The sequence below is a fragment of the Chlorobium sp. KB01 genome, from assembly GCF_001975465.1.
Taxonomy (GTDB): Bacteria; Bacteroidota; Chlorobiia; order Chlorobiales; family Chlorobiaceae; genus Chlorobium.
The window spans coordinates 21,659-44,710 of the sequence record NZ_MPJE01000115.1; the positions used below are offsets into that span (position 1 = coordinate 21,659).

A 23,052-nucleotide genomic window follows, 5' to 3' on the forward strand; every position below is an offset into this window, starting at 1 on the left:
ATCAGTGGTTGGTAATTGTACCGGATTCAGATGGAGTTCCCAGAAGGGAAACGGGGATAACACCGTGCGCTTCAAGTGCACCTCTCAGTACATCGATAATATTCTCCTCACTTGTCTGACTGGATGAATAGGTGCAGAGGTAGGTGGTTATTTCAGGGAAATAGTTAATCAGATAAGGGGTTCCCAGCGAGACAAGGATAAGCGGTTTCTCTTTTGGCACCGTCATCGCAAGCGAGTGGACGAACTGCTGCTGCATTGCAGTCAGTTTCAGTGTTCCGGAACCGGAGTGTATCTGGACATAGGAGGTGATAACAACGGCCGGAGCCTTGCTTGCCTGTTCAAGGGTATTTGCAAGGGAGAGGGAGTCCTTTCCCGGATCAATTCTGATATGGGTCACCTTGTAGTAACGATCAAGGTTTGCTGTATATCCCTTTCCGGTTTCACTGTCCGCTTTATCCTGCAGAATGATATTAAGGATGTTCTCTTCGGTTGATAACGGTTTAAGCGGAAGGTAATGGTTCGCATCCTTTACCAGTGTGATGGAGCGCATAGCAATCTCTTTTGCAAGTACCCTGTGGGATTCAGGGCTTGATTCAATGTTGACAAGGTTCAGATTGACCAGCTTTCTCTCTTCAATGCCAAGCCACAATTTAACCTGGAGAATCCGGCGAACGGAAGCATTGACTTGCTCCATACTGATTACGCCCTCTTCTACGGCCTTTACAATGGAGCGGTGAGCAAGTTCCGGGTCCGGCGAAAAGAGGAGCAGATCATTACCTGCAAGTACGGCTTTAATAGAAATATCCGGGACATTTTCACCGTTATAGAGCGCTTTCATGTTCAATGCATCGGTAATGATCAGCCCCTGAAAACCGAGCTCTTTGCGGAGCAGATCGGTCACGATAACTTTTGAAACAGAGGCGGGCTCCATGGTGCCGGTCAGTTTTGGTACCGCAAGATGTCCGGTCATAACGCTGATAACACCGTGCTCAATAGCCGAGCGGAAGGGTTTCAGTTCATAGTCATCAAGGCGCCGACGGTCAGCCTGAAGCACCGGCAGTGAGAGATGACTGTCAACCGTTACATCTCCGTGTCCGGGGAAATGCTTTGCGGTTGCAATTACACCGTTTGACTGCATGCCTTCGATGATGGCATTGGCCATCGTGATGGCAAGGGGGACATTATCGCCGAACGATCGGGTGTTGATGACCGGGTTTAACGGGTTGATGTTCAGGTCAACGGTGGGTGCGTAGTTCTGGTGAAGCCCGACTGCTTTGGCTTCCAGGGCAATAGCTTTGGCCATTTTTGAGGCCAGTTCCGGGTCACGTGTAGCCGCCACTGCCATATTGGGAGGGAATTCGGTTGCGCCGGAGAGCCGCATCGCCAGGCCTCTCTCCATATCAGCACTTAAAATCAGGGGGCGTGGAGCAATCGCCTGAAAATGGTTTGCAAGCATGCTGCTGCCGAAGGTATTGCCCTTGAGAAACATGATGCCGCCTACCTTTCCCTCCTGTACGAGACGGCTCAGCAACTGGTATGCGATATCATTTTTGCGGTTATACTCTCCATCCGATTGAGCGATGAGCATCTGGCCTACCTTTTCAGAGAGGCTCATATTCAGCAGTGCTGTTTCGATGGAGGGATCCTGACGGCTGAAAATCTGTTGGGCACACCATCGCTCTCCACCCGGTTTTGACTTTGCAAAAGCGGACGGCATACTGAAAAGGAACTGCAGGGTGAGGAGCAGGCAGGGGAGCAGCAGGAGTGATTTTCTGTTCATGTAGTTCCGTTATCGGTGAATATTTCCCCGTCAGTTTATTGGCGCCACTTGTACTGTATTCCGGGATTCGATTGCTTCGTTGGACGGTGCCTGAACTCCTCAAGTGCTCCGTGTCCATTCCGGTTTCTGCGCTGCCGTGCACGTAAAACGCTCATGACAATTTATAACGGAGCCCTTCTGTATGAAAAGTAAAAAAAATCAGGACAATACGCTCTTATCCAACGTGCCCATGTCAGGGGTTCGGGTTATAGATGATGCCGCCGCCTTCAAGATAGTCCCGAAAAACCATCTTTGCATCATTGCTGCAAATTCCGGTTACCACATCAATACCTCTTTTATCAAGCTCTTCAATCCATTTTTCCGGCTTCGGACCCTCATCAAAACCGGCGGCAGTAGCGTCAGCAGTGGATGCGCCGCATACCAGCCGGGAGATTCCCGACCAGATAATGGCCCCGAAGCACATGGCACAGGGTTCACAGGAGGTTACCAGCTCATGCTGCGGACTTTTTGCAGTTTTAAGGGTCCAGGAGTTGATTTTTTTCTGGGCAATGGCTATGGCAACCATCTCTGCATGGGCATGGGAGCAGCAGCTCCGGACAACCAGATTTACCCCGATGGAAACAAGATTGCCGGAGTGGCGCTCAAACACCGCCGCACCGAAGGGGCCGCCGGTTCCATGCAGGGTGTTCTTTCGGGCAAGTTCTATGGTGAACTGCATCCGGTCATGGTCAGAATGGAGTTTGCCAGAATCAAACGGAGTATACGCAGTTGTCCATGAAGGGAGCTGTAAATCGGGAAAGCCGGTGCCCATAAGAAAAAAAGGCTATAAATATTTTTCGCAGAAAAGAGTTGTAATTGCTCAGCTCATATAGAGGTAGGGTTTCCAGTCATCGGAAACCGTAGCGGTAACCTGCTGCATGAACATCAGGCTGTTGGGCCGGATCGGCTGTTTCAGTGGCTGCATATCGGCTTCGCGCGGGGTTTTATCGCCCTTTTTCGTGTTGCAGCGGCGGCAGGCAGTTATCAGGTTTTCCCATGAGTAGTCACCGCCTCTGGATCTTGGAACGACGTGATCAATGGTAAGGGGCAGATCGGTTCTCCCGCAATACTGACACTGGTAAGCATCTCTGAGGAGAATGTTTTTACGGTTCAGCATAATCCTTTTGTAGGGAACCCGCACAAAAACGGTAAGCCGTACAATGCTCGGCATGGGAAAACTGGTTGAAACCGTGCGGATTACCCGTTCAGGATTATGGGTGACCGGCACGGCTTTACCGCAAAAGAGAAGAAGAACAGCTTTCTGGGCGTCACAAACGGTTAATGGCTCGTAACTGCTGTTGAGTACAAGAACTTTCGATCGAAGTAACGGCATATCCCGGCGGAAGTTTATGATATAACGGCATGATTGTTACGGTACAAATTGTTAGGTCAAGAATTATTTACTCAGGGAGTCGCAATTAAGTTGTCATTATCTCGCTCTCGACAACTATCAAGCAGCCCCCTCCATCAGTTCATTTTAGAGCGAACAGCATATATTCAACTGCCTTGACGCCATCGCTTCATCAAGCCGTCTTACCGGGGTTGTAACCGGGGCTGAGAGCACCAGTTCCGGATTGTTTGCAGCTTCATCGGCAATACTGAGCAACGCTTTTGCGAAAATATCGAGTGTCTCTTTTGACTCGGTCTCTGTCGGTTCGATCATTAACGCCTCACTGACAATGAGCGGGAAGTAGATGGTCGGGGCATGAAAGCCGTAGTCAAGGAGCCGTTTTGCCATATCGAGCGTTCTGACACCGTGCTCTTTTTTCTGCCGGTCTCCGGAGAGACAGAATTCATGCATGACCGGCTTCGGAAATGGCAAATCAAAGCGTTCAAGCAGGAGGCTGAGCAGGTAGTTGGCATTGATAATGGCATTCTCTGAAACCCTGCGAACCCCGTCGGGTCCAAGCATCCTGATGTAGGTATATGCCCTGACAAGAACCCCGAAGTTCCCGTAAAAATTCATCATCCTGCCGATACTCTCCGGACGGTCGTAATTGAGCGCGTAGGTCGTACCTTCATCGCTCTCATATTTTGTAATGATAGGAAGCGGAAGGAATGGCTCAAGAATTTTACTCACACCGACCGGTCCGCTGCCGGGACCGCCGCCGCCATGCGGCGCAGCAAAGGTTTTGTGCAGGTTGTAGTGTACCACATCAAATCCCATATCGCCGGGGCGGGCAATGCCGAGCAGGGCATTCATGTTGGCGCCATCCATATAGAGCAGGCTGCCATTGCTGTGCACCATCTCCGAGATGCGCAGGATATCTTTTTCGAACAGACCGATGGTATTCGGATTGGTCAGCATCAGGGCGGCTACGTCACCGTCCAGTTTACGGGCAAGATCATCGAGGTCAGTGCGGCCGTCAGCATTGCCTTTCACCGAGATAATCTCGTATCCCGCAAGCGCGGCTGAAGCCGGATTGGTGCCGTGAGCCGAGTCAACCACCAGCAGTTTATGGCGTTTTGATCCGCGTGACTCATGATATTTTTTTATAAGCAGGATGCCGGTAAGCTCTCCGTGTGCACCGGCCGCAGGCTGAAGCGATACCGCCGCCATACCGGCTATTTCACGCAGCATCCCGGCAAGTTCATACATCAGCTGCAGTGCTCCCTGGGTTGTTTCAGAGGGCTGGAGGGGATGAAGCGTGCTGAAGCCCGGAAGGTCGCAGGTATAGTCGTTGATCTTGGGGTTGTACTTCATGGTGCAGCTTCCAAGCGGGTACATGTTTTTGTCAACGTGGTAGTTCATGTTGGAGAGTCGTACAAAATGGCGCACCACTTCACTTTCAGGCACCTCAGGCAGTTCAGGGGGTGATTTGCGCAGAAATTTTTCCGGCAGAATGCTCTCCAGTGAGCTATCCGTAAAATCGCGATCGGAAAAAGCATAGCCTTTGCGTCCTGGACGGGACAGATCAAAAATCAGTTTTTCTCTCATTGTATTTGTTACTTCATGAGTGGGTCCGAGGTGTAAAAATAACTGTAGATCAATATAGAAGAAGGCGCAGAGAAGCTCAAGCCAATCAAAAAAATTCTTCAGATTTTTCAGTCGCGCAACATATGCTCATGCTGATCTTTTTATCTGCCATCCCGAACTGAAAGGATGGATCTGATTTCTGGTGGCCCAACGGGAGATTCCTCTCTGCGTTCGGAATGACAAGGGGGGGAATCGGAATGACACCTGCGAAGACGGGCTGACACAGGGAGTCAGGCAGTAGTCACCAGATTACTCCTCCTGATGACAAAACCGTCCGGATAGCACTGCCGGGCTACACTCTTCAGGATCCTCTTTTGAGCCAGATGGAGCCGAAACAGTGAACAGCTCTTCCTTTTCCTGAATGGGCATAACTTTTCCAAGGCATTCAAGCAAGCCATTTGTGATGTTATGTGCAGCCTCATAGGTGAAATCTCTCGCAGCGCTCTCCATCGCGGAGTCCCCTTTACTGATTTCCCGAATTGTTACAAGATGTTTCTGCAGTTCGGTCCAATGAAACTTGACTTTATGGACAAGAGGCAATCCCTCCGGCATTAAACCAAGGTGCAATTGTACGTTAAGCCCCTCGCAATATTGCAGGATATCACCAATGGTAAGGGTTACATCCTGCGAATGTTCAATTTTCGATACCTTGCTCTGCGTCAGGCCTGTTTTTGCGGCAAGCTCCTTTTGAGTTAATCCAGCCTTGCAACGAAGTGCGAACAATGTCTTCGCAAGTTTTTTTGAGTTCAATAACTTTACAAAATCCTGGCACTCTTCAGTGCTCGCATGCTTTGCGTAAAGTTCGCTCACGCTGCCATGTGTTCTCTCTACAGCCATTGTCAGCTCCCTTTGTTTTTCTTTAAATCTTTGACAAAATCGACCAGCTCATGGTATTCTGTGACCAACTGGAACAGCAGATTGAGGCAACAGCAAGCAAATAGTCCGCTTTGCTCAATGCTGTGACGGCAGTGGCATGACGGGTTACGTGACAGTATAACCACCGAGGGGACGGTCTTAACTAACTGCACTTGTTACGCCATTTAACTGCTCTTCAGCTCTGCACATTAACTACGTTTTATGCCGGGCTGGAGCCCGGCGTTCCCTGTTATGTGGATTTGAAATTTTGATAATGTCTCGGAACTGTTTGAAGGAAGCTGACTATTAAATTTGCGACAGCAGTTCCGTATTCCGTTGTAATCCTCCGGCAATTCAGCGCAGAGCCACCGGTAGAATAGTATCCGAAAACCTCGCTCTCTTTAGCTTGCTTGTTATTTTGCGATAATGCGTTTATATTACTGTTATTTATCGCGAAGCATTTTGCTGCCTTGTTGACGGGTTGTAGCTCATCGAGTGGCCTTTCTCCAACTGCGGCCATTGACTTGTTACGTTCCCCGTCATGGTAATACTCGAAGTGTTCAAAATTAAAATAATTTAGTACATCAGGGGATCTCTATAAAAGCAACCGCTATATTTACCTGCCAGAAATAACAGAATGACCGGTTTGAAGTGATCCAGTTTACGTAGGTACTGACCTATTCCAGAGTGTCTCTGGTGCAATATCGATATTGCCCGGCCAGACTACAGTGCCATACTTGACAGAAGCTTTGAAGAAGAGCGGAGAGTTGCAGAGCTTGTTAAAGGGTTTTTTTTCAAAAAATGGCTTCATATCAAATATTCGCCTTGACCCGTTTTCAAAAACAAGTTCGAGGGTGAAGTCGTTATGAGTTGTTACTGTTATGACATCAAGAAGTTGTTCCATAATATTCTCCTTTATTGAAGCGGTGCGATCCGAAATGGCTCTTCACCGGCGCATGCGAGTTCCCAGTCAGCCATAAGTTCCTCCCTGTGAATGTCTATCCATACTTGGACCATCCGAAGCTGTCGAGTCGGGATATTTCCAGCAAGAAGATTACCATCCTCAATGGCTATAGAAACACTTTTTCCTTGGTATCGTGCATGAACATACGGAGTATGGTGTTGTTCATCGTCGCCATAAAAAATGGAAATCAGGATTCCGAAAAACATTGAGATAGTTGCATCTGTTCACTTATTTATTGAATTCTAACCATAGCTTTCCGATACGGTTTATTGGTATAGACTGATGGCGGCGCTTCTCGTGGTTTTATTTCAACATTCTTTCTGTGAAGTTACTAAAGTATGCCAGTAAAGCGAAAGCATTCCGGTGTGGTGAAAGGGGACGGTCATAACAAACTGCACCTGTTACGCCATTTAACTGCTCTTCAGCTCTGCACACTAACTACGTTTTATGCCGGGCTGGAGCCCGGCGTTCCCTGCGTGTTCACGGATATGCGGGATTTTAATGCCGGATCGAAATTGATTGGTATCAGAATTGTCTTCCTTCGTCGGAGGGGTGGCAGGTGAAGCTTGCCGGAATGGGTTGGCTATCACATCAGAGCATGAACCGCCTGCATGTTGGCAGTAATATTTCTTATGTTTATTGGTAATAAACCATCGGTTAAATTTTTAGCACATCCATCATGGAACTTACCGCAATTCTTACACCCGCAGTTGAAGGTGGATATGTTGCCTATAATCCTGACACCGGCACAACCACACAAGGCGAAAACATTGAAGAAGCATTAACAAATTTACGAGAAGCCACCGAGCTTTATTTAGAGGAGTTTCCTGTAATACTTGCTGAAAAAAGGCCATTACTTACAACCTTTCAAGTTGCATGCCATGCCTGAACTGCCAATTGTATCTGGAAGCGAAGCAGTTAAAGCACTGCAGCGCCTTGGATTTACTGTGGTCAGGCAAAAAGGAAGCCATGTTATTCTTCGCAAAGATATGTACGGATGCGTTGTTCCCAACCATCGTGAAATTAAAACAGGTACATTGGCAGGAATATTAAAACAAGCAGGAGTTTCGGCTGAAGAGTTTATTACTGCGTTGCATTAGCCAAAGCTATCGATAGCCTCTTGCGGGATTTGAAATCAGGCGGGGATGTTCGGAACGTCAGATCGGGGTCTCTTCCTTCTCTGCGGCGTCGATGATGCTGAGTGCCTCCCTGGCGGCGAGCTGCTCGGCATCTTTCTTTCTCCGGGCGGTTCCTGTTCCAAGGCACTTGTCACTGCATGATACTCCGACAGTGAACTGTTTTTCATGTTCAGCTCCGGACTCTTCAAGCACTGAGTATACCGGCATTGGCAGGTGGCGCGACTGGGTGTATTCGATCAGGCGGCTTTTGTAGTTATGTTCTGCTTCGACAATCATCCTGAAGTTTTCATGTTCGAGCACATGCTTGCGGATGAAATTTTCTGCAGCAAGGATCCCTTTGTCGAGATAGATAGCGCCGGTCAGTGATTCGAAGGCATCAGCAAGCGCGGAGTCGCTGGAGGTGATTTTATTTCGGTCGGCTGACTCTCCGGTAAGGAGGTAGTCGGCGAGGTTCATGCTTGCGGCAAATCCGGCAAGGGATTTCCGATTGACGATTTTGGAGCGGTTGCTTGAAAGCTCTCCTTCGGCACTCCAGGGAAATGTTCTGAAGAGGTAATCGGAAATGAGCAGGCCGAGCACCGAGTCACCCAGAAATTCAAGGCGCTGGTTGGATTCAACAAGGTGTTGGGTTGCCGGGTCATGGACAACCGAGCGGTGTGTCAGGGCAGTCTGGTAGAGCAGCAGGTTGCTTGCCGGTTCACCGACAAGTCTGCGCAGATAGGCTATGGTTTCCTCTGAAAGCGCCGTAACCGTTTCATTACTCCCGTTACCACCATCAGTTGAATCAGCCAGGCCTTTCAGCTTTTCCCAAAACTTCTCCAGTGGCAGCAATCTTGCTCCTCAGAGGGATGAACCGTTCCTGAAAATCAGTGATGCATTGTGACCGCCGAAGCCGAACCCGTTGTTGAGCGCATACTCTATTGTCCGTTTTTTCGGTGTGTTCGGTGTAACATCAATGTCAACTGCCGGGTCCAGGTTGTCGCAGTTGATTGTAGGAGGAACCGTCTGATGCTGCAGGGCAAGCAGGCAGGCAATCGACTCAACCACTCCGGCAGCGCCAAGCAAGTGGCCGGTCATCGATTTTGTCGCGCTGATGCTCAGTTTGTGGGCGTGCTCTCCAAAGACCGTCTTGATTGCGGCAACTTCTGCCAGATCACCAAGCGGGGTGGAGGTGCCGTGGGTGTTAATATAATCAATTTTTTCGGGGGCAATTCCAGCCATGGCAATGGCTGTTCTCATGGCATTGACCGCTCCAAGCCCTTCCGGGTGCGGGGCTGTCAGGTGATAGGCATCGGCAGTAGCGCCTACGCCGACAATTTCGCCATAGATTTTTGCTCCGCGTGCTTTTGCTGATTCAAGGGATTCAAGAATCAGGGTTCCGCCACCCTCACCCATCACAAAGCCGTCACGGTCACGGTCATAAGGGCGTGACGCCTCCTGGGGCCGATCATTGAGCGTAGAGAGCGCTCTGGCAGAGTTGAAGCCGCCGACACTCATTCTCGTAATCGGGGCCTCTGAACCGCCGCACACCATATAATCGGCCATTCCTGCGTTAATGAGGAGGCAGGCATCAATAATGGCATGCAGTGAGGTTGCGCAGGCCGACGCTGTTGCATAGTTCGGACCCATGAGTCCGTAACGAATGGAGATCTGCCCGGCAGCAATGTCGGGGATCAGCATCGGAATAAAGAAGGGACTGATGCGGCGCGGACCTCTTTCAAGGAAGGTCTCGAACTGCTGTTCATAGGTGGTCATTCCGCCAATACCGGAACCATGAACGACTCCGATTCTGAGCGGGTCAATCTCCTTCAGGTCAAGCCCTGAATCTTTCAGTGCCTGACCTGCGGCGATAACGGCATACTGGCAGTATGGATCCATTCTGTCAGCAGATTTTCTGTCGATATGATCCGCTGCACAAAATCCTTTCAGCTCACAGGCAAAGGTTGTTGCGAAATCAGTGGTATCAAAATAGGTGATAGGCGCGGCTCCGCTCTTTCCCTGATAGAGAGAGTCCCAAAACTCCTCCTTGGAAAGACCGATAGGTGTTAAGACCCCTATTCCGGTAATGACAATTCTTTTACGCTCCTGAGCCATAGATTCTGATTTAACTGGTTTCCTTTTGCCTGCCTTGCCCTGGATTGCTGATTACTTTTTGCTGACGATGTAATCGATAGCCTGCTGTACGGTGCCGATCTTTTCAGCATCTTCATCCGGGATCTGAACGCCGAACTCGTTTTCGAGCTCCATGATCAATTCAACCGTGTCAAGTGAGTCTGCACCGAGATCATCGGAAAATTTTGATTCCATTTTGATCTGATCTTTGGTGACGCCCATCTTGCTGACGATAATATCGTATACTTTGTCTTTGATTTCTGCCTGGGTCATGGTGTTCTCCCGATTAAGAGTTGGTTGTTGTATGAAAATTTTTTAAAAAAGTCTGTCAATATACGAAGAAAATAACCTTGCCCAAATCACATAACCATACCGCCATTGACGCTGATGACCTGACCGGTGATATAGGAGGATTGGTCACTTGCCAGGAATGCTACGGCATTGGCTACATCCTGAGGTGTTCCGAAGCTGGCGAGTGGTATGGCATCAAGCATTTTCTGACGAACGTCGTCGGAGAGCGCATCGGTCATTTTTGAAGAGATGAATCCCGGTGCGACGGCGTTGGCTCGTATGTTACGGGATGAAAGCTCCTTTGCAACCGACTTGGTGAAGGCAATGACGCCGCCCTTGGATGCTGCATAGTTTGCCTGACCGGCATTGCCCATGAGTCCAACGACTGAAGCGATGTTGATGATCGAGCCCGAACGCTGCTTCATCATGATGCGGCTGACCGCTTTGGTGCATGAAAAGGTTCCTTTCAGATTGACGGTGAGCACGGCATCCCAATCCTCTTCACTCATTCTCATCAGAAGCCCGTCACGGGTGATGCCAGCATTGTTGACAAGGATGTCGATTCTGCCAGTTGCAGCGGCAATGTCATTGACCGTGTTATTGACCGCTTCGGCGTTGGTGACGTCGAGTTCAAAACAGTAAGCCTTCCGTCCGAGCTTCTCAACACCTTCCGTTGTTTCCGTCAGCCATTCGGCTTTGATATCGCATACGACAATATCAGCACCTTTGGCGGCCAGGTCAAATGCGATTGCCTGCCCGATACCTCTGGCTGCGCCAGTTACAAGAGCAATTTTTCCTTTAAACATGATGGTTTCTGTCGGTTGATGTTTATGACCTTGCGGGCACCGCTATTAATTTGTTCCGCGATTCGATTACTTCGTTGGTTGGTGCTCGAAATCCTCAAGTACTACGTGTACATTCCGGTTTCTGCGCTCCGTCCGCCTCGTACTCAAACCGCTCACGACAATTTATAGCGGTGCCCTTGTTGCACAATTTTATTTTAAAGAACGGCCTGAATGTCTGCGGCTGTGTCGATACCTGTAGTTGTGACCGATTTATCGATTCTTTTGATCAGTCCCTGCAAAACTTTCTGCGGACCAACTTCAACAAATGCTGTAATGCCGCTCTTGACCATGGCTTCAATGGACTGCGACCACAGCACGGAACTGGTGAGCTGTAAAATAAGGTTTTTGCGGATCTCCGCTGCACCGGTGACCGCGTGGGCAACGGCGTTCATGCACACCGGAATTTCAGCATCCTTTATGTCGATCAGCTCAAGGGCCCGGGCGAGCGCCTCTTCAGCCGGCTTCATAAGCGGGGAGTGAAAAGCACCTGAAACGACAAGCTCTTTTGCCATGCGGGCCCCTTTTGAAGGTGCAAGCGCAACAGCTTTTTTTACTGCGGCAAGATCGCCTGAAATGACAATCTGGCCCGGAGAGTTATAGTTGGCGGCCTGAACGATACCTTCACTTGATGCTTCTGCAAGCAATTCAGGAAGTGCCGCATCAGGCATGCCGATGATCGCCGCCATGGTTCCGGGATTCTGCTGCCCGGCATTCTGCATCAGTTCGCCCCGTTTTGCAACAATACGGATGGCATCCTCAAAGCTGAGGGCACCGGCAATGCAGAGCGCCGAATATTCTCCAAGGCTGTGCCCTGCGGTCATGACGATATCCTTTCTGCCGATAAGCGTAGCAACAGCCACACTGTGCAGAAATATTGCAGGCTGGGTATATTTTGTCTGACGAAGATCCTCTTCGCTGCCCGAAAACATGATATCGGTTATGGAGAAGCCGAGTATCGCGTCAGCTTTTTCCATCAGGGTTCGTGCGGCGGGGTAGGTTTCGAAAATATCCTTCCCCATGCCGCAATACTGGGAGCCTTGTCCCGGAAAAACAAATGCCTTCATGTATTTTATGGTTGCCCGGTTGGGTGAATGGTTACTGGTTCCATTTCAGATAGATGCCGCCCCAGGTGTAGCCTGCGCCGAAACTGACCAGAACAAGGTTTGAGCCTTTATGCAGTTTTTTCTCTTCGTCAAGCTCGGCAAGGCAGATAGGGATGGTTCCCGCTGTTGTATTGCCGTAACGACCGACATTCGAAACAACTTTGGCATCATCAAGCCCCATCCGTTCGGCGGTTGCGTTGATGATTCGCTGGTTGGCCTGGTGCGGAACAAGGTAATCAATGTCATCTGCCGTGAGCCGGTTGCGCGTCATGATCTCTTCGGCAACATTGGCCATTGATATAACGGCTGATTTGAAAACCTGCTTCCCGTCCTGATAGATATAGTGCATTCTCTTGTCAACTGTTTCATGGGTAGCCGGATGGCGGCTTCCCCCGCCGGTCATGAGCAGATGGTCGGTACCGGTTTCGCCATCGGCGTACATGCGTGCATCAAGAATACCAAACCCCTCTTCCTTTGCCGGTTCAAGGATGACTCCGCCGGCGCCGTCACCAAACAGGATTGCCGTTGAGCGGTCGGTATAGTCAATAACTGCCGACATCTTGTCGGCACCGATGACCATGATTTTTTTGTGGAGACCTGATTCGATAAATTTTGATGCAGTCTGCAGCGCATAGAGAAAGCCCGAGCAGGCGGCATTAAGGTCGAAGGCCCATGCGTTCTTTGCTCCAATGATACTCTGGGTAAAACATGCCGTTGAGGGAAAGAGCATGTCCGGGGTCATGGTGGCAACAATGATCAGTTCGATATCGTCTGCCGATATTCCTCTTTTCTCAAGAAGCTGCCGGGCAACCTCTCCACACATGTAGGATGTCGCCTTTTCCGGATCCCTGAGTATACGACGTTCACTGATGCCTGTTCTTGTCCGAATCCACTCATCATTGGTTTCGAGCATGAGTTCGAGATCATGATTACTCAGAACCGAGTCGGGTAAATATTTGGCTGTCGCCGTAATTACAGCTTTCATGGGTTGCTTTCTGATGTATTCTGCAGGATGTAGCAAAAAATTACCCTGCTGCTCAGGGTTTAATGCCGGGCAACAGCGGGGATGCGGATAATAATTAAGCGTTTACTTTTCGTTCAGGACTTCCGCAATATGAGCATTGACACGTTTTTCAACCATATGTTCGGCCATATAGATCATGTTTTTGATCGCCCTTGACGACGATCGTCCATGACCGACAATAGAGATGCCGTCAACACCGAGGAATGGAACTCCGCCGAATTTTTCAACATCAAACGGCTCAAACATTCCTTTGAACATCTCCGAGGTTATTTTTGCGGTACTCTGGTCGATCCTGCCTGATGCCATGAGCTGTTCAAGTGACGACTTGAACAGGGCGCCGAGAAATTCAGGAATGCTCTCTCCAAACTTGAGGATGGTATTGCCGACGAGCCCGTCGCAGACCACAATTGAGGCTTTCCCTTTCAGGATATCATGCCCCTCAATATTTCCGATAAAGTTGATTTTCCCTTTACTGTCGGCCTCTTTCAGCAGCCAGTAAGTCTGTTTGAGCGTTTCTGAACCCTTGCCCTCCTCCTCTCCGATATTGAGCAGGCCGGTAACGGGCTTCTCAATTCCTGCACCGTAGCGCTGGTAGATGGTCAGCATTTCAGCAAACTGTACCAGATTTTCCGGCTTGCAGTCTACGTTGGCTCCGACATCAACAATATTGGTCAACCCTTCACCGAGACGGGGAAAATAGGCGTAGATGGTCGGACGAAGTACGCCGGGTATCCTTCCGAGCACAAAGAGCGAAGCGGCCATCTGTGCACCGGTATTGCCGGCACTGACAAATGCATCCGCCTGCTTTTCCTTGCAGAGCTGAAGACCCTTCACCAGTGATGATTGCTGTTTGGTTTTGACGGCGGTGGCCGGAATATCATCCATGGTCACCACTTCAGGGGCGTGCAGAAACTTCAGGTTCAGTGAACTCATATCGTATTCGGCAAGAAGCGGTTCTACTTTATCCGACTGGCCGATAAGCACAACTTCAAACCTGTTGTCACTCTCCTGTAAAGCCTGCACTGTTCCCTCGATCACACAGGCGGGAGCGTTGTCTCCGCCCATGGCGTCAACAGCAATAGTCAACATGATTGGGGTTTTTGTCTTGTTAGGGTGATCAGCTGTTTGCCAACTTGGCGACTATCGATCTGCCACGGTAGAATCCGCAGTGACGGCATGCGCGATGCGGAAGGGTTGGTTCGCCGCAGTTGGAACAGTTTACCGTGGTGGCAGGTTTGGTTCTTGCGTTGAACTGTGCTCGTCTTTTATCCCTTCGGGATTTTGACATTTTGGCTTTAGGATTGGCCATGACTGTCCTCTTTATTTATAATCAGTTAACAATACTTGTTTTTCAGTTTTTCAAGCGACTCATGCCATGAACTTGTCTTTTCGGGCTGAGCGGCCTGATCTGCCTCTTCGCTTCTATAAAGTCGGCACTCCGGATTATTCTGACAGGTTACTTTCATCGGTATCGACAGCAGCAGTGTCTCCCTCACATCTTCAGTAATATCAATCGCAATCGCATTGCTGTCGAGAATTCGGTACTCTTCATCACCGGTTTGCTCCTCTTCAGGAGGCTCACCGCAGACATAATATATACAAAACGTGCCTTCAAGAGTTTTTGATACCGGAGAAAGACAAATGTCACAGGTAAAGCTGGCATCAGCTGATGCTTCAATTGCTACCGTCACCTCGCGCTCACTTTTATCGACTGTCGCCCGCACATGTACCTCATCGGTGAAGCCGGCATCCGTAAACTGCTGATCCCTGAAATCACGAGCTTTACAGGTAAAATCAAATTCATGGGTTCCCTGCACAAGACCCGCGAGCGGAATCTCTATCAGCGCTTTTTCTTTATGCATATACCCTCTTTTCAGTAAAAGAACACCAATGTACAAAAATTATTATGGAAAATGAAAAGCGTGAATTGCACATCATCAAGCAGCCGGGCTGCATGTTTTCAGGGAAACAAAAAAGCAGAAGTATCTTCCGATACATCTGCTTTTTTCAGCTCCGCGAGCAGGACTCGAACCTGCAACCCTGCGATTAACAGTCGCATGCTCTACCATTGAGCTATCGCGGAATCTGTGCCATCAACGCTGGTGTGCTAATGGGCAGATAATATACATTTGTAATTTTTAAATACAAACCTGCATTGTGTTTTTTTGTGCATTTTTCGATCCCGTCAGCCGGTATGGAACGTTGATCTCCCTGTACTCCTTTTTCTCCTTTACTTTCTCCTTCCGAACTGTTTGCATGCCGGAACAGTAATTACTATTCTTACTGACAGGAGTCTTCATTTCTCAGGGCTCCGGAATTTCAACTGATTGGAATATGTCAAAGATGGTGCATGATATGAACATTCATGGATGGCTGGACTACAGGCGATTTGCGGTGTTGATGCTGTCGATGCTGCTGCTTGCAAGCGGCTGTTCACAGCAATTGTCAAAGCCGGAGCAGAGAAAGCCCCTGATCAATACAACATGGAGGGCGGTGGAAATAAATGGCAGCCGGGTTATGTTTTTACCTGGTCAGAAGCTGGATGTATCCCTGGTACTTTATGCTTCCGGCTATATCAGGGGATACACCGGTTGTAATTCGTTTATGGGTTCATACAGTCGCACTGCCGACCTTCTGCGTTTAACTCCGGCAGACCGGACGGAGATGGCTTGCTCTCCGGTGATTATGGCAAGAGAGCGGGAGTTTATCAAGGCGCTTCGGCAGGTTGCTCGATATGAGATATCCGGCGCAGTTCTGAAGCTTTTCAGTAAAGATGGCAGCAAGGTACTTGAGCTGATCGCGGTGCGGGCCTCCTGAACTCTACTCCGGATGCCTGTTTTATTTCCCTGCACGGCCATTTGATCCAGGGCGTCCGACCTGTTCTTGCATGCTTCGGGTATTTTTTTATATTTGACAAAAGGTCAATACACGAGTTTTATTTGTGACAGCAATCATGTATACAGCGAACACCGGCATACTGCAGCTTTCCCTTGGTCTGCTACAGAGCATCATGGCTCGGAGGGGTTGCGGTTTTTAGTTCGTTTTTTTACAGTAGAGAAAAACAGTTTTAAAGCCGCCGCCCTCAGAGGGTAGGTGGCTTTTATCGTTTAAAGATGACTAAAGGAGGATGAGGAGCAATGAAAAAGATGAATTTCAGAAAATACGCACCATACCCGTCGGTTGAAATGCCGTCAAGGAGCTGGCCCGACAGGCGCATTACCAAAGCGCCGATATGGAGCAGTGTGGATCTTCGCGACGGTAATCAGGCGCTGCCGATACCGATGAGTGTAGAGGAGAAGGTTGCCATGCTTCAGCTTCTTGTCTCTGTCGGTTTCAAGGAGATTGAGGTCGGCTTTCCATCAGCTTCGGCTACCGAGTTTGCCTTTGTGCGTCGCCTGATAGAGCAGGGGCTGATTCCGGATGATGTCACTATCCAGGTTCTGACCCAGGCGCGCGAGCATCTGATCCGCAGGACGTTCGATGCCATCAGCGGAGCAAAGCATGCCATTGTGCATCTCTATAACTCGACATCGCACCTGCAGAGGGATATCGTATTCCGCAAAAACAGAGAGGAGATCAAGGCGATTGCGGTCGAGGGGACAGCTCTTGTCCGTCGCCTGAAGGATGAGTCCGGTGTTGCCGGTATCCGTTTCGAGTACAGTCCTGAAAGTTTTACCGGCACGGAGCTGGATTATGCCCTTGAAGTCTGTCATGCGGTTATGGATGTATGGGGAGCTTCTGAAGAGAACAAAATCATCCTCAACCTCCCTTCAACGGTTGAAATGTCAACGCCCAATATATACGCCGACAGGATAGAGTGGTTCTGTCGCAACATAAAGAATCGGGAGGCAGTGCTCATCAGTGTTCACGCTCATAATGACCGGGGAACCGCAGTAGCTACGGCAGAGTTGGCCATGATGGCCGGAGCCGACCGTGTTGAGGGCGCGCTCTTTGGCAATGGTGAACGGTGCGGAAACATGGATATCGTTATCATGGCGCTTAATCTTTTTACCCAGGGGATTGATCCCGAACTTGATTTATCGGATCTGCCCAGGATTCGCGAAATCTACCAGCGGTGTACCCGAATGGAGATTCACTCCCGTCATCCCTATGCGGGTGATCTGGTCTATACGGCTTTTTCCGGTTCACACCAGGATGCCATCAGCAAGGGGATGAAAGCGCAGCCTCAGTCGCCCGGTGGATTGTGGGCTGTGCCCTATCTGCCGATTGATCCGGAGGATGTGGGATGCAGCTATGAAGCCATTGTGCGCATTAACAGTCAGTCCGGAAAGGGCGGAGTCGCCTATGTGCTTGAGAAGGATTACGGGATTCAGATTCCGAAGTGGATGCAGCCTGATTTTGCTGAAGCCGTTCAGGCAGTAGCCGACCGGACAGGCATTGAGCTCACGACGGAGCAGATTCACGATCTCTTTCATACCGGGTATGTAAAGCTCGTTGAGCCGGTTATCCTGAAGAAGTGCCATATCAGTTGGGATGACGAGGATCTTCAGCGAAATGATGAAGAGGCAACGGTGATCAGTGCTGTTGTGCAGATGAAAGAGCAGGAGTTTGCTTTTGATGCCAGGGGTAATGGGCCGCTTGATGCGTTTGTCAAGGGGATCATCAAAGCAAGCGGTCTTGAGTTCAGTGTGGATGAGTATGCTGAACATGCAATTGGTCGCAGTTCGGGAGCTCTGGCAATCGCCTACATCAAGATCGGCTGTGCAGATGGCCGCATCTCTTACGGGGCAGGTATTGACTCCAACATCAGCCTTGCCTCCATAAAGGCTATTGTCAGTGCACTGAACAGGCTCCCGTAAGACCGGCAGGATATTTCCGTATAAGTGGTTACTGCTTTTTTGATGGAATGATAATGACCGGGCAGGATGCCTTTCTTATCACTCCTTCAGAAACGCTGCCGATCAGGAGATGGTAAAGTGCCCCATGTCCGTGAGAGCCAAGCAGGATCATATCAACACTGTTTTTGCGGCTCTCATCAAGTATGGCTTCCACTTCAGAGTTGTGTGTCAGAATGATGGTCGTCTCGATACCATGCCCTTGCAGTCTGCCGGAGATCTCGTGCAGTTTTTCTGTTGCAGAACCGGAATGCGGGAGGAGCTTCTCCATCTCAAAGGGAAGTGCTTCAGCATCGGGAGTGACATCAATGATCGGAGAGAGGGGCGGCATGACATGAAGCAGAAAAACTTCAGCCATCAAGGCTTTGGCAAGTTTTTCCGCTTCATCAATAACTCTGACTGCAGATTTCGAGAAGTCGATAGCAACAAGAAGCTTCATGGTGTTCATCTTCTCTTTACAAAGAAATCTTTACGCTATCCTTTCTCTCTTCCCGATGGCTCGGGATATCTGAAATCAGCCCCACAATGAAAATTCGCCTTGACCGTCTCAGGCTTTTTCCTGACGATTTTCCTGGGATATGAGGAAAAGAGCCGCAGCAACACCCGGCAGCCAGCCGAATACGGTCAGAATTCCTGTCAGCATGATTGTTCCGGCCTCTTTGTTGGTGACGGCGGCAGGAGGAAGAATAACGGCAAGAATCAGTCTGCGAATATCCATTGTGGAGCTCCCTTGTTATAAATGAAATAATGCAAAATTAATACATAAACAGTCAACAAGCAATGTAAAAACACTATACGGATTGTTGCAGCTCTTTATTTGTTCTACACCGGTATCGGTATTCATCGTTATACAGGGAGGCTTCCTGACACTATCATTTGCATTTTGCTTCTAAAATTGTAAATTGGAATCCCTTCAGTAATAATCGTGAGTAAAAGGAATACTCCTGATTTGTGAACATAAACAGAAACAAGTTGCTTAAAAAAGTTCATCCCGACGTGGTTTTGGATGATGTTGATGAGGTCATTGACGAACCAAATTTTAATAACTACAAGACCTCTCCAGACCCGCCCAGTCCTTATGCCGACCTTGAAAAGAAGTATCGAAAAAATCGGTTTAACAAAATCAGAAACAAAACAACTTCCGTCAGTTCCGGTGTGAGCGGTACCGGCAAGCATCCGTTATCAAAAAGTGCGGAGGCAAACAAGCTTCAGAAAAGAAAGCCGAAGAAAAAGAGTTTTTCAAAAGTATCACGTCCGGTTTCCGGTAATCGAAACGCATAGGACTGAGCGTTCCGGTGCAACCGTTTTTTTTGCTCTACTGCATCTGATACTGATTTTAGCCGGGTTTCTATCCGGTACTGCTGACAATCCGCCCGAACCTGTCACCTGATTTCCATCTGCCCGTTCTGTAATGGGAAAGCACTTTTTTTTTTTAAGTTTAATGATGCAGATCCACAGCACTTTGCTGACCAGCAAACTACGTTTATTATTTGCATCCGGTATTGCTTTAGCTATCCGTTATTGTTTCCGTTTGCATCATGACATTTGAAATCCAGGCACATCGGGGGGCAAGATCATTTTTCCCTGAAAACACCCTCCAGGCATTCTGCAAGGCGGCAGATCTCGGGGTGCGCGTTCTGGAGCTTGATCTTGTGGTCTCAAAAGATCATGAGATTGTCGTCTCTCACGATCCATGGCTCTCAGGCCCCCTTTGTCATGACCCCGCAGGACGTCCTCTTGCCGCAGATGAGGGGATGAGCTATCCTATCTACGACATGACCTATGCCGATATTTCCGCTTTCGACTGTGGCGGGCGGCACCCCTCTTTTCCTCTCCAGCAGCGGATATCAACTTACAAGCCACTGCTTTCAACGGTTTTCAGGGAGGTTGACAGCTATATGGCATCGAGGGGTATGAAGGGGCGAATGGTCTATAATCTGGAGCTGAAATCCTGGCCGGACAAGGATGGTGTTTTTCATCCCGAACCGGATAGGTATGCGGCCCTTGTTCTCCGGATTGTCGAAGATACGGCTCGCTCCGGGCAGGTTCGTCTCCAGTCTTTCGATCACCGGCTGGTCAGGGCCGCCTGGAAACAGAACCCGAAGCTTTGCTATGGTTTATTGATTGCAGAGCGAGAGCATATCGATCGCTATCTCCCGGAACTGGGCTTTTTGCCCCGCTATCTCAATCCCCATCTCTCACTTGTTGATCGCGATACGGCGGAATATCTCCATGCGAAGAGGATTGGTATGATTCCATGGACGGTGAACCGCCCTGAGGATATGGTGAGGATGAAGCAGTTGGGCGCGGAAGGAATCATAACCGATTATCCCGAAGTGGCGCTGACTCTTGCCTCACTGCAGGATTGACTTCTCATGGTGCGATGACCAGTTATTGACGGCCTGGAGTCTGGCCTCTGCCGGGCGCTATTTCCGGGGAGTACCGTCGAAGGTTTTGATTCTTTGCAGCAGGCTTTCGGCCTTTGCGGCAACACTCTCGGGAAGAGGGTTTGCCTGATTTGAGGAGGGTGCGTAAAGTACCCGGTCAAGTGCCTCAAGCAGTTCCGTGACTTCCGCAATAACTTCTTTGGTGATTCCGTTTTCCCGTAGTGCACTATTCAGCTCTTTTCTTGTCAGCCCGCCAGGACTTTTTATCCCTTTCTCTCTGAGCAGGGCAAAAAGCTGCTGTTTGACATTGGCGGCAGATTGACTGATATCGGTACCGGACTCTCCGCGCTGCACTCCTGCACCGCTTTTTTGCCTCTCTATCTGTTTTTTTCTGAGTATGAAAAGTGCTGCTGCGGCCAGCAGCAGCAGGGTTGCCGCAACGATTTTCCAGCGCCCTGAATGGGTTCCTGTGTATTCACTATCGCTGTTTCGGGGTGACATGGGTTCACTCGGGGATCCGGATCCCTCTGCGGTTTTGGTTACGGATAGAGTGACGGGATTGGAATGCAGCGTGATGAATTGTGCTGTTTTCGGGTTGAACACAACCGTTCTGATTGCCGGGATGGTGAAGCTGCCAGGCGATTGTGGCCAGGATGTAACCGTTAACGTTTTGCTTCCCGCAGTCTCAACCGACTCTTTATTCAGGATTGTTGTCACATCCGGCGGACTCTGTCGAAAGCTTTCAGGTAGATGAAGCGGTGGCAGTTTAAGGGTAAAAAGGTTTCCGGTTCCTGAAAGTACCAGCTCCAGTTTAAGGGGTTCTCCCCCCTTCAGTGTTGATTTATCGGCAAAGAGTTCAAGATGGAACGTGCCGACAGCCCCGGAGAACCCATCCGGCAGAGGTTCAGGCAGTGCACGTGCTGATATGGAAATATCGGGAGCCCTGAGCTGAATACGGTTTTCAGCAGGGTTTTTTTCACTATTCAGAAGCGGTTCCGGGGGGAGTGAGCAAAGCATGCTGTAGCCTGAAATTTTTATCGGCCCACTCTGTACAGGAGCAACCCTGAACTGCTTGAGCACAGCACTTCTGAATGGTTTGTCGTGAACGGTGACCGGGATGCTTTTGATATAGCGTTCAGCGACGGACTCCCTTGCCCAGATGCCCTGAAACGAAGGGTTTGTTTCATTGGATATTTTCGGGGCGATATCCTTGAAATAGAGCCGATAGGTGAGCATGGTCTCTTCGCCTACCCATGGACGGCTGTTGCTGATCGAGGAGAGCAGGAAGGGTTTGTTTGCGGCATTATCTCCGGATGCTGCGTAAGCGGCAGAGCCGCAGAGCAGGGTAACGAGCAGAACGGCCGCCCGGAATCGGAAATAATCAACTCCTCCTTCCATAGTGTTTATTTCATCAGTTCCCTGGATCGAAGTGCTGCTGCTGCAACGGTTTCCATAAGAGTGGTCCGGATGTTCTGTTCATCCATCACCTTCAACCCGGCCTCTGTAGTGCCGCCGGGTGTTGTTACCTCCCGTTTGAGCTCTTCCGGGCTTTTATCTCCCGAGAGCACCATTTTGGCAGCTCCCAGCATGGTTTGTGCGCTCAGGATACGGGCTTCATTTTCCGTAAGGCCGCATGCAGCTCCTCCTGCTGCAAGTGCATCAAGAATATGGAACATATAGGCCGGGCCGCTTCCGGAGAGCGCAGTTGCCGCATCCATCTGTGTCTCGTCAAGTACGGCTACCCTTCCTATCGCGCTGAAGAGGTCACAGGCAAGGGCCACATCCAGGTCTGAGGCCATTTTTCCTCTGCTGACGGCCGTCATACCTTCACCAACAAATGCCGGAGTATTGGGCATGACCCGGATAACTTTTGTGGTGTCAAGAGCACTTTTTCTGATGAATTCAGAGGATATGCCCGCAGCCACACTGATCAGCAGATGATCCTGGCCGAGCGCCGGTTTCAGCACTCCGACCACCTCTGCAATCTGATATGGTTTGACGGCAAGAATGATTACCCTTGAGCACTGTGCAAGCTCCTCAATCGAGTGGCATGGTTTAACCGGATAGTCGGCGGCAATGGAGGCCAGGGCAGCAGGCTCCCTGTCATAACCGGAAATAACGGTATCGGCTTTTTCGCTGAGACCGGCAATCAGCGCACGGGCAATTCTTCCTGTTCCGATGAATCCGAGATGAAGGCTGTTCATTGAGTGAGCTATTTATTTGTCTGCATTGTCTATCGCTATGTACATGTTTTCAGTGAATTTTCCATTCCGGTGCCGGAGCTCTTTGACTCTCATCGGTAGCGCAGTTTCAAAAAAAGAATGATCATGAGCAGAATGAGGGAGATGCTGTTGGCGACAATCATCGGCAGGTCATTTTTTGCAATGCCGTAGAGGAGCCAGAGTACAATACCGGTATTCATTGCAAGAGCCCAAAGAAGGCTGATGTCGCGTGTTCGACGGGTGCTGAAAATCCTGAAAGCCTGCGGAAGAAATGCCAGGGTGGTAATGATGCCGGCAGCATAGCCGAGATATTCAGAGTGTGGCATCATTGTTTTTACGTGCTATAAACTTATTTGTCTTTGTTTAATAAAATAAGCAGGGGCGGTGACAATACCGAGCCATTGATTCGAATGATTTCTTTTTTAACCGTAGTGACAACCGGACAATAAAAAAAGGCA

General features: G+C 49.6%; 27 protein-coding genes and 1 tRNA gene. 6 read left to right on the top strand and 22 right to left on the bottom strand.

Features of this window, described 5'->3' with window-relative positions; translation table 11 throughout:
• Position 1: 1 nt before the first annotated feature.
• From BOO20_RS11940 to BOO20_RS11970, 7 genes are all read right to left on the bottom strand, one after another.
• Complete coding sequence (locus tag BOO20_RS11940) at positions 2-1,780, bottom strand: glycoside hydrolase family 3 protein (RefSeq protein WP_076792922.1); 1,779 nt, start codon at positions 1,778-1,780, stop codon at positions 2-4.
• A gap of 232 nt (positions 1,781-2,012) precedes the next feature.
• A complete protein-coding gene (locus BOO20_RS11945; protein ID WP_076792924.1) occupies positions 2,013-2,591 on the bottom strand; it encodes a nucleoside deaminase in 579 nt (192 codons plus the stop codon).
• A 48-nt stretch (positions 2,592-2,639) separates the two neighbouring features.
• Positions 2,640-3,152 carry an HNH endonuclease gene (locus tag BOO20_RS11950; RefSeq protein ID WP_006367168.1) on the bottom strand — a complete coding sequence of 171 codons (513 nt, stop codon included), beginning with the start codon at positions 3,150-3,152 and terminating at the stop codon, positions 2,640-2,642.
• A gap of 144 nt (positions 3,153-3,296) precedes the next feature.
• Positions 3,297-4,757 (bottom strand): aminomethyl-transferring glycine dehydrogenase subunit GcvPB, encoded by a 1,461-nt coding sequence (gene gcvPB / locus BOO20_RS11955; protein WP_076792925.1) that lies wholly within the window; start codon positions 4,755-4,757, stop codon positions 3,297-3,299.
• Between the two features lie 288 nt (positions 4,758-5,045).
• Positions 5,046-5,633: a helix-turn-helix domain-containing protein gene (locus BOO20_RS11960; RefSeq protein ID WP_076792927.1), complete on the bottom strand. Its 588-nt coding sequence runs from the start codon at positions 5,631-5,633 to the stop codon at positions 5,046-5,048.
• Between the two features lie 679 nt (positions 5,634-6,312).
• A complete protein-coding gene (locus BOO20_RS11965) occupies positions 6,313-6,555 on the bottom strand; it encodes a DUF2442 domain-containing protein (protein WP_076792928.1) in 243 nt (80 codons plus the stop codon).
• An 11-nt stretch (positions 6,556-6,566) separates the two neighbouring features.
• The gene (locus tag BOO20_RS11970; RefSeq protein ID WP_076792931.1) at positions 6,567-6,821 is read right to left on the bottom strand and encodes a DUF4160 domain-containing protein; all 255 of its coding nucleotides are present in this window, start codon (positions 6,819-6,821) and stop codon (positions 6,567-6,569) included.
• A gap of 473 nt (positions 6,822-7,294) precedes the next feature.
• On the opposite strand from BOO20_RS11970, the gene BOO20_RS11975 reads away from it, so the two are divergent.
• Positions 7,295-7,504: a type II toxin-antitoxin system HicB family antitoxin gene (locus BOO20_RS11975; RefSeq protein ID WP_076792932.1), complete on the top strand. Its 210-nt coding sequence runs from the start codon at positions 7,295-7,297 to the stop codon at positions 7,502-7,504.
• A complete protein-coding gene (locus BOO20_RS11980; protein WP_076792934.1) occupies positions 7,497-7,715 on the top strand; it encodes a type II toxin-antitoxin system HicA family toxin in 219 nt (72 codons plus the stop codon). Before BOO20_RS11975 ends, BOO20_RS11980 begins: the two co-directional genes overlap by 8 nt.
• 57 nt (positions 7,716-7,772) lie before the next feature.
• Here the strand turns inward: BOO20_RS11980 and rnc are convergent, their stop codons facing one another.
• From rnc to BOO20_RS12030, 10 genes are all read right to left on the bottom strand, one after another.
• Complete coding sequence (gene rnc / locus BOO20_RS11985; protein WP_083694692.1) at positions 7,773-8,585, bottom strand: ribonuclease III; 813 nt, start codon at positions 8,583-8,585, stop codon at positions 7,773-7,775.
• A 9-nt stretch (positions 8,586-8,594) separates the two neighbouring features.
• Positions 8,595-9,848, bottom strand: a complete 1,254-nt coding sequence (gene fabF, locus BOO20_RS11990; RefSeq protein ID WP_076792936.1) for a beta-ketoacyl-ACP synthase II — start codon at positions 9,846-9,848, stop codon at positions 8,595-8,597.
• Positions 9,849-9,899: 51 nt separating this feature from the next.
• Positions 9,900-10,139 (bottom strand): acyl carrier protein, encoded by a 240-nt coding sequence (acpP, locus tag BOO20_RS11995; protein ID WP_006367164.1) that lies wholly within the window; start codon positions 10,137-10,139, stop codon positions 9,900-9,902.
• A gap of 86 nt (positions 10,140-10,225) precedes the next feature.
• Entirely contained in the window at positions 10,226-10,963 is a 738-nt protein-coding gene (fabG, locus tag BOO20_RS12000) for a 3-oxoacyl-[acyl-carrier-protein] reductase (RefSeq protein WP_076792937.1), read from the bottom strand.
• Positions 10,964-11,157: 194 nt separating this feature from the next.
• Positions 11,158-12,066, bottom strand: a complete 909-nt coding sequence (gene fabD / locus BOO20_RS12005) for an ACP S-malonyltransferase (protein WP_076792939.1) — start codon at positions 12,064-12,066, stop codon at positions 11,158-11,160.
• Positions 12,067-12,097: 31 nt separating this feature from the next.
• Positions 12,098-13,090 (bottom strand): beta-ketoacyl-ACP synthase III, encoded by a 993-nt coding sequence (locus BOO20_RS12010; protein ID WP_076792941.1) that lies wholly within the window; start codon positions 13,088-13,090, stop codon positions 12,098-12,100.
• 102 nt (positions 13,091-13,192) lie between these two features.
• Positions 13,193-14,218 carry a phosphate acyltransferase PlsX gene (gene plsX, locus BOO20_RS12015; RefSeq protein WP_076792942.1) on the bottom strand — a complete coding sequence of 342 codons (1,026 nt, stop codon included), beginning with the start codon at positions 14,216-14,218 and terminating at the stop codon, positions 13,193-13,195.
• Between the two features lie 28 nt (positions 14,219-14,246).
• A complete protein-coding gene (rpmF, locus tag BOO20_RS12020) occupies positions 14,247-14,438 on the bottom strand; it encodes a 50S ribosomal protein L32 (protein WP_006367159.1) in 192 nt (63 codons plus the stop codon).
• Between the two features lie 25 nt (positions 14,439-14,463).
• The gene (locus tag BOO20_RS12025) at positions 14,464-14,991 is read right to left on the bottom strand and encodes a DUF177 domain-containing protein (protein ID WP_076792943.1); all 528 of its coding nucleotides are present in this window, start codon (positions 14,989-14,991) and stop codon (positions 14,464-14,466) included.
• Positions 14,992-15,140: 149 nt separating this feature from the next.
• A tRNA-Asn gene (locus tag BOO20_RS12030) sits at positions 15,141-15,212 on the bottom strand.
• 251 nt (positions 15,213-15,463) lie between these two features.
• On the opposite strand from BOO20_RS12030, the gene BOO20_RS12035 reads away from it, so the two are divergent.
• Both BOO20_RS12035 and leuA read left to right on the top strand, forming a co-directional pair.
• The gene (locus tag BOO20_RS12035) at positions 15,464-15,946 is read left to right on the top strand and encodes an META domain-containing protein (RefSeq protein ID WP_076792945.1); all 483 of its coding nucleotides are present in this window, start codon (positions 15,464-15,466) and stop codon (positions 15,944-15,946) included.
• Between the two features lie 320 nt (positions 15,947-16,266).
• Positions 16,267-17,949, top strand: coding sequence for a 2-isopropylmalate synthase (gene leuA / locus BOO20_RS12040; protein WP_076792947.1), 1,683 nt, complete (start codon positions 16,267-16,269; stop codon positions 17,947-17,949).
• 28 nt (positions 17,950-17,977) lie between these two features.
• On the opposite strand, the gene BOO20_RS12045 is transcribed toward leuA, so the two are convergent.
• A complete protein-coding gene (locus BOO20_RS12045) occupies positions 17,978-18,433 on the bottom strand; it encodes a universal stress protein (protein ID WP_233120983.1) in 456 nt (151 codons plus the stop codon).
• A gap of 99 nt (positions 18,434-18,532) precedes the next feature.
• Positions 18,533-18,703 carry a YqaE/Pmp3 family membrane protein gene (locus BOO20_RS12050; RefSeq protein WP_076792949.1) on the bottom strand — a complete coding sequence of 57 codons (171 nt, stop codon included), beginning with the start codon at positions 18,701-18,703 and terminating at the stop codon, positions 18,533-18,535.
• Positions 18,704-18,957: 254 nt separating this feature from the next.
• On the opposite strand from BOO20_RS12050, the gene BOO20_RS12055 reads away from it, so the two are divergent.
• Both BOO20_RS12055 and BOO20_RS12060 read left to right on the top strand, forming a co-directional pair.
• Positions 18,958-19,266 carry a hypothetical protein gene (locus BOO20_RS12055; protein ID WP_076793046.1) on the top strand — a complete coding sequence of 103 codons (309 nt, stop codon included), beginning with the start codon at positions 18,958-18,960 and terminating at the stop codon, positions 19,264-19,266.
• Between the two features lie 257 nt (positions 19,267-19,523).
• A complete protein-coding gene (locus tag BOO20_RS12060; protein ID WP_076792950.1) occupies positions 19,524-20,354 on the top strand; it encodes a glycerophosphodiester phosphodiesterase family protein in 831 nt (276 codons plus the stop codon).
• 57 nt (positions 20,355-20,411) lie between these two features.
• Here the strand turns inward: BOO20_RS12060 and BOO20_RS12065 are convergent, their stop codons facing one another.
• From BOO20_RS12065 to BOO20_RS12075, 3 genes are all read right to left on the bottom strand, one after another.
• Positions 20,412-21,770 carry a BatD family protein gene (locus BOO20_RS12065; RefSeq protein WP_076792952.1) on the bottom strand — a complete coding sequence of 453 codons (1,359 nt, stop codon included), beginning with the start codon at positions 21,768-21,770 and terminating at the stop codon, positions 20,412-20,414.
• Between the two features lie 5 nt (positions 21,771-21,775).
• Positions 21,776-22,576, bottom strand: coding sequence for a pyrroline-5-carboxylate reductase (gene proC / locus BOO20_RS12070; RefSeq protein WP_076792953.1), 801 nt, complete (start codon positions 22,574-22,576; stop codon positions 21,776-21,778).
• Positions 22,577-22,665: 89 nt separating this feature from the next.
• Positions 22,666-22,920, bottom strand: coding sequence for a SemiSWEET transporter (locus BOO20_RS12075; protein ID WP_076793048.1), 255 nt, complete (start codon positions 22,918-22,920; stop codon positions 22,666-22,668).
• Between the last annotated feature and the right edge of the window lie 132 nt (positions 22,921-23,052).